We start from the raw sequence: 6,118 nt of genomic DNA, 5'->3' as shown, positions 1-6,118 counted from the left end.
GTAAGTCGAAATTCGTGCGTAAAGTTCCGCAAGAGTAAGAAATTCCAGTGTAATATTTTTTAACGTTCAGATTTAAATTCCAACGTATTTTTCTGAAGCAAGTAAGCACAGAATTTCGTAAAAGCCTTGAAATTGTTGGCACGCGCAAAATGTTTGCCAACGTGTTTGTATATGGAAAGTTGCGGGTTTGCGTGCGAGGAATTTCCGAAGGAAATTCAGACGTAGCAAACGTGCAAAGACCTTTGTTTTAGCACAACACCAGCAATTTTTTATATACGGTGTTGGCGTTAGTTTTTTTATTTAAACGATTTATAAGTATTCCAATTTTGGTCAGTTTTATTATAAGTCGTAAGTTCATATTTCGGATATTTCTTTCTTAATTTTTCTAATCTCACATTAAATTCCGCTAAATCTTTTGTGTAAATTACAAATTCTCGAAATCCAGAAGTCGTAATAGTAATTGGAACAATTGAATTTAAGTCCGATTCTAAAAAGTCAAATATATCGTCTTCGAGATTATCCAATTCAGGTTCGTTTTCAATGTCAGGTAATCCGTCAGCATTCGGCGATAACATTTTGAAAGCAATTCCGCAATTCGTTGAATAATTTTTATTTCCAGCTATTTTGTCGCACGCAACGTTTTTCCGCACAAACATTGGTTTTCCATTATTTTCTCCAGTCGAAACACTCCAACTTTCGGGAATTTCAGTTATTAATTCCGATGAATTTGATTCGTTTTTTTTCTTAAATNTTTCGGGAATTTCAGTTATTAATTCCGATGAATTTGATTCGTTTTTTTTCTTAAATAGATTGTCAAAAAATCCCATAATTTTAATTTCTGTTCGGTTTTCTCAAATTAACGCCAACGTGTTTGTATATGGTTTGTTGCGTAGTTTAGCACGTAATTTAGCAAATAAAAACCGAATAGAAAATCCGCGAGGATTTTCGTAAGTAGGCTAGAACTAGCAATAAATTATATACGGTGTTGCCAGTAGTTTTTTCTTTCAGTTACTAATTCCGTTAATTTATCCAATTTTGTTTTGTCAATTTTTGTCCAATCAATTTCATTAAATTCTAATGTACTAAATTTTTTTAAACTCCGATACATCGGTAAAATCACAGACTCAAAATCTGTCGTCATTTCATAAATAACATTTTTGTTTTCTGTTATTCCACCACTTTTTGAAATAAAGAGAGTAATTTTATTTTCGCTTGGTTTAAGTTCAAAGAAATAACATTCAGGTTCCAAATTCCAGCATATTTCCGTGTTAATTCCATTTAGTGATAAAATCAGAGATTCGCAGAGTTTGTTAGTCGGGTTTACTGGAATATTAGATGCAATAAATTCTAATTTAAAATCCGTAGAACTAAATTCAATCGGAATCCAACCATTTTTTGGGTTTCCTATATTCAGCCGTGTTTTTCTGTTTTTGTTATTCACATTGTAATTATTTAGCTCTCTTAATAAAGCCAATTCTAATAAATTTCATTAAAGAAATATATTAAAAACAATGGAAACCAAATTGATATTAATAAATATATTCGGCTATACCATTTCATTTTTTTATCAATCGTTTTATTACGCTTTATGATTTTTTCAGTTCCGTTTTTTATTGTGTATCTATAAAAATTCATTCCAATAAATATTATATACAGACCAAAAATTGAATACGGAAGAAATTTTGTTCCGACAAGTGAATTCAAGTCAGTCATAAAATATATCACAATTAGCAAAATCAGAAAATTAGTTCCTTGGCAAAACGAAATCATAGAAATAGGAAAAACTTCTGGGTCAGAACCGAATTTTTTCTGCTTTTCATAATGATATTGGAATAGGTCATCATAAAATTCCGTAATGCGATTCCATATCATATTTTGTTCAGGTTTCGAGTGAGTTTAAATTACTGGCAACGTGTTTGTGTATGATTAGTGGCGTTGTTAAGCACCTAATTTAGCAAATATAAACCGAATAGAAAATCCGCGAGGATTTTCGTAAGTAAGCTAGAATTAGCCATTAATTATACACGGTGTTGGCAGTAGTTTTTTTGTTTTTAAAGTCAACTTCCCAAATCCAAGTTACCCAATTTGGGGTTTCGTTATTTGCTATTTCATTTTGTTCAAAAATAAGTTTTGCTGTTGGTATTATATTAAATTTTTTTATTTGTTTCGAAAATTTCTCATCTATTGCTTTCCTTATCGTGTCGGGAAAATCAGCTAAATATTCTTCAGATAATTGATATTCTTTTTGAATAGGTTCAGCTTTTCTTCCTCTTTCGTTTCTTCCGTAGTTAATCATCTCACTATCAGTAACGCAAATTAATAAGCATTTATAATTTGTGAAATCTTTGTAGATTGGATTATTGTCCTGATTATTAAAATGTTTGAGTAATGCTAATCGGTGAATTTCATTTAATAATTTTCCGTGTCTTGCTGTCCTATCTTGACTATTGGATATTTCAGTTTGTCTAAAGAAAGCAAATTCAGCTAATATTCCATTTTTTAAGGAAGAATTTGCGTCAATTCGTAAATCATATTCGGGCTTGTCTTTATGTCGACCTTGTTTCTGATTCTTTTTATCTCTTTTTTTTTCTGTGAATTGTGTTTGAGGAATAGCTTGTTCAAGTATTAAATCAGTTGGTTTGAGGTTATAGAAGTTTAGCGCTGTATGATAGAAATCATACCTAATACTATCTTCTCCAAAAGAGTAAAATCGAATATATTTAGATATTCTTTCTTTTACTTGTTTATGAAATAATCTAAAAAGTTCATTCATTTCCATTTTTTCTTAAATTACTGCCAACGGTTTCGGCTATGAGTAGTTGCGTGGTTTATCACTTAACTTTGCAAGTACACACCAAACTGAAAATCCGCGAAGATTTTCAGAAATAGGCGAGAACAAGCAATTACTTATAGCCATTGTTGGCAACTGGCTTTTTATTGAATTTCGTTCATTTTATCAGGATCTTGTCTTGTGTCAAAAACATTCACGATTTCGATACGTCTAAAGTCATAATTTATCCAATAAACTATTTTATAATTCTTAAAAACTAAATATCGAAATTCTTGTTTTCTATGTTCCAAGCTGGTTTCAACTTGTCCAATTTCTGGTTGCTTTTCAATACCAATAGTTGACTCAACGATTCCATTAACTAAATTTTCAGCGACTCTTTTACTTGCTTTGATTAAATAATAGCTGTAAATATCCTCAAGTTTGTTTTCCGCAAACTCTAACCAATAAACTTCTAATTCCATTTTTGGATTTTAGCCTTTAAATCCGTTGCTTTTATCATTCGTCCATTTTTTGAGTCTTCCATTGCTTGGTCAATTTCTGCATTATATTGCTCCATTGTCATTGGCTTGAAGTTTTTTTCAGTCAATTCAGCTTTTCTTTTGCGTAATAATTTTTCAAGTCCACTAACGATTTCCTCATTTTGAAGTCTTAAAAATTCTTGAACAAATGATATTTTTCTTGCTTCTAAATCCATTTCCTTTTGTCTTTTTATCAAAGATACAAAAATATCAATTTTGGTTGTTTTTTATGATTGTCTAATTTTTTTTCGGCTTGTTGCCAACGTGTTTGTATATGGTTTGTTGCGTGGTTAAGCAACTAAGTTAACAAATAAAAACCGAATAGAAAATCCGCGAGGATTTTCGTAAGTAGGCGAGAAGCCAGCAATAAATTATATACGGTGTTGTAAGCAGTTTTTAATTATTTAATTGTTCGTTTTTCTTTTGTTATTGGATTTGTTGAAGTTAGAAATTCAATCGTATTTTTATTAATTCCGATTTCAATTTTTCTCCATACTCTTTCTTCTTTATATGAATCATATAAATCAATAGTGATTTTATTTTCGCTAAAAACTGTATTTTTAAAATCTTTATTATGTTCAGAGCCAATGAGTAAAATGTCTTGTAATTCAAAAACGCATAGTTGAAGTTCTTTTTTATTCTCAAACTCATATCCAATTATCATTTTAACTACTTCAGAACTTATTCCTTTGCTCCAAATTGGGTCAATAATTTTTAATTCTCCATTTTCAGAATTACGTAATACCAAACATTGAGTACTTATATTGTGCCAACCTAAATAACCTTCTAAAAATACACTATAAATATCATAATTTGGCAGTACTTTATTCAGAGTTTCTTTTTTTATTTCTGTTATATCAGCATTATCAGGATTGTAGTAATATTTACCAGATTCGTAAGAACCATTTTCGTCAATCTTTAGTTTTTCCAATGATGATTTTATTTCGGTCAGGTCTTGTCCAAAAGTGAGAAGAGAAAAGAGAATAAGAGAAAGTGTAATCAGGAATTTCATTTTTAGTTCTTTAGTTTCTCAAAATTAATCTATCTAATTTTTCTGTAAAAGTCATAATGAGTGAACTATGTTTTTGGTTGAGTAACGAGTTTTCTCAAATTGCTTACAACGGTCTCGGCTATGAGTAGTTGCGTGGGTTAGCACTTAACTTTGCAAGTACACACCAAACTGAAAATCCGCGAGGATTTTCAGAAGTAGGCGAGAACGAGCAATTACTTATAGCCATTGTTGTAACCAGTTATTTTATTCGTAACTATAAATATTAATTGATTCACAATCGTGTTCATTTCCATATATCATTAAAGGTTTTTCAATTTCAATTCCTTTAAATGATTTAATTCCAATTTCCTCAAAAGCTTTATGAAGAAATAAATATGTTTTGAATTTTACAGAATTTAGTAAATTTTGATACAGTTCAGATTCCCAAACTAACTGGTCTATATCTAAATCTTCCAAAATCTTGTTTATTGATGTTAGTTTTTTCCAAATTTTACTATAATCTACTTTTCCGATTCCAGCATATAATTCTTCTCTAAAGTTAAATTCAAAATATTCAGGTTTTTTTAAAATTGGATATTCTCCTTTTCCAAAACCACAAAAATAGGCACGAGGTTCATAATCATATTCTAAAAATATTATCTGATTTTTGAAGCCTTTGTTTTCAGAGTCAATTTTATTTTTCAATTCTGTAATAGAATTTAATATATCAGTTTTAAATTCAGAGATGATTTCCTTTTCATTAAATTTCATTTTCTTCACACTTTCAAAGGCAGTAATTAATTCAGAATTATTTTTTGCATTAAGCAATTTTGTTTTCTCAATTTTATCTAAACCTTTTGTAACTGAACCATCTAAATTAATTACATAAGTTTCAGCTTCTTCAATTATTATGTTATCAATTATTTTTTCTAAAGAAATTGACTTTATATTATTATAATTAATGTTGAATAAGTATTCAAGATTTGATTTTATTTCTTCGTTCATTTTAATTGGTTACAACGTGTTTGTGTATGGTTAGTTGCGTGGTTAAGCAACTAATTTAGCAAACTTTTACGAACCCGAGAAAATTCCGCAGGAATTTTCGCAAGTAAAGACGTAAATAGCAATTAATTATACACGGTGTTGGCAACAGGCTTTATTCAGATATTATTTCATCCAGGAATTTCATTAAATTGACTTTTGAAATATTATTATTTCCTTTTTCTCCTAAAAAGAATTCAAAATAATTTTGTTCATTATTAAGTCGATATTCTCCTAAATATATATCACAAAGGCAAATTTGGTCTTCTTTACTTGGCTTTATGTTTTCTAGCAATAGCTCCTTATTGATAAATTTGAGAATTTGTTCTTTCTTTAATTTCAGAGTTTGTTTTTTTCTGATTTTTTGATATTCAGGTTTCTCAATATATTCGTCCAGTAGATATGTATATCGAATAGAACTCCATTCTTTTCCATTTCGTTTTATTTCTATTAATTCCTCAAATACAGCTCCACCTTCTGGAAATCTCCAAATTCTCATAATTTCATCAGAGTCAAAAAAGTCAAAAACACCAAATTTTCGTAAATCGTTTGGAATAGTTTTCAGTTTATTAACGTCTTTTGATTCCTCTTTTTCAGTTTTAACAATTTCCGCTTTTAATTCTACTTTTTTTAATTCAGAGTTTGATTGGTTTTTACACGAAAACAAAGTTAAAATCAGAAGCAATATGTTCAATGTGTGTTTCATTTTTAGCTTGTTGCCAACGGTCTCGTATATGATTTGTTGCGTGTTATAAGCGAGTAAGTTAGCAAATAAAA

8 protein-coding genes are annotated in these 6,118 nt (G+C 29.4%); all 8 read right to left on the bottom strand.

The window, feature by feature from the left end; translation table 11 throughout:
* Positions 1-296: 296 nt before the first annotated feature.
* Entirely contained in the window at positions 297-827 is a 531-nt protein-coding gene (locus tag ABD730_RS02605; RefSeq protein WP_344712349.1) for a DUF695 domain-containing protein, read from the bottom strand.
* A 146-nt stretch (positions 828-973) separates the two neighbouring features.
* Positions 974-1,474, bottom strand: coding sequence for a hypothetical protein (locus ABD730_RS02600; RefSeq protein ID WP_344712347.1), 501 nt, complete (start codon positions 1,472-1,474; stop codon positions 974-976).
* Positions 1,475-2,014: 540 nt separating this feature from the next.
* Complete coding sequence (locus ABD730_RS02595) at positions 2,015-2,773, bottom strand: hypothetical protein (RefSeq protein WP_344712345.1); 759 nt, start codon at positions 2,771-2,773, stop codon at positions 2,015-2,017.
* A 161-nt stretch (positions 2,774-2,934) separates the two neighbouring features.
* Entirely contained in the window at positions 2,935-3,252 is a 318-nt protein-coding gene (locus ABD730_RS02590; RefSeq protein ID WP_344712343.1) for a type II toxin-antitoxin system RelE/ParE family toxin, read from the bottom strand.
* On the bottom strand, positions 3,243-3,485 hold the full coding sequence (locus tag ABD730_RS02585) for a hypothetical protein (protein ID WP_344712341.1): 243 nt from the start codon (positions 3,483-3,485) through the stop codon (positions 3,243-3,245). Before ABD730_RS02585 ends, ABD730_RS02590 begins: the two co-directional genes overlap by 10 nt.
* A 224-nt stretch (positions 3,486-3,709) precedes the next feature.
* Positions 3,710-4,321, bottom strand: coding sequence for a hypothetical protein (locus ABD730_RS02580; protein WP_344712339.1), 612 nt, complete (start codon positions 4,319-4,321; stop codon positions 3,710-3,712).
* Positions 4,322-4,564: 243 nt separating this feature from the next.
* The gene (locus ABD730_RS02575; protein WP_233900543.1) at positions 4,565-5,305 is read right to left on the bottom strand and encodes a hypothetical protein; all 741 of its coding nucleotides are present in this window, start codon (positions 5,303-5,305) and stop codon (positions 4,565-4,567) included.
* 151 nt (positions 5,306-5,456) lie between these two features.
* Positions 5,457-6,118: hypothetical protein (locus ABD730_RS02570; RefSeq protein ID WP_344712336.1), on the bottom strand; the 662-nt coding region annotated here is incomplete at its 5' end.

Origin of the sequence: Winogradskyella damuponensis, assembly GCF_039538385.1 — a bacterium.
In the GTDB taxonomy this organism is placed as follows: Bacteria; Bacteroidota; Bacteroidia; order Flavobacteriales; family Flavobacteriaceae; genus Winogradskyella; species Winogradskyella damuponensis.
Note: the sequence above shows the minus strand (reverse complement) of the source record. Positions and strands in the feature narration are given on the sequence as shown.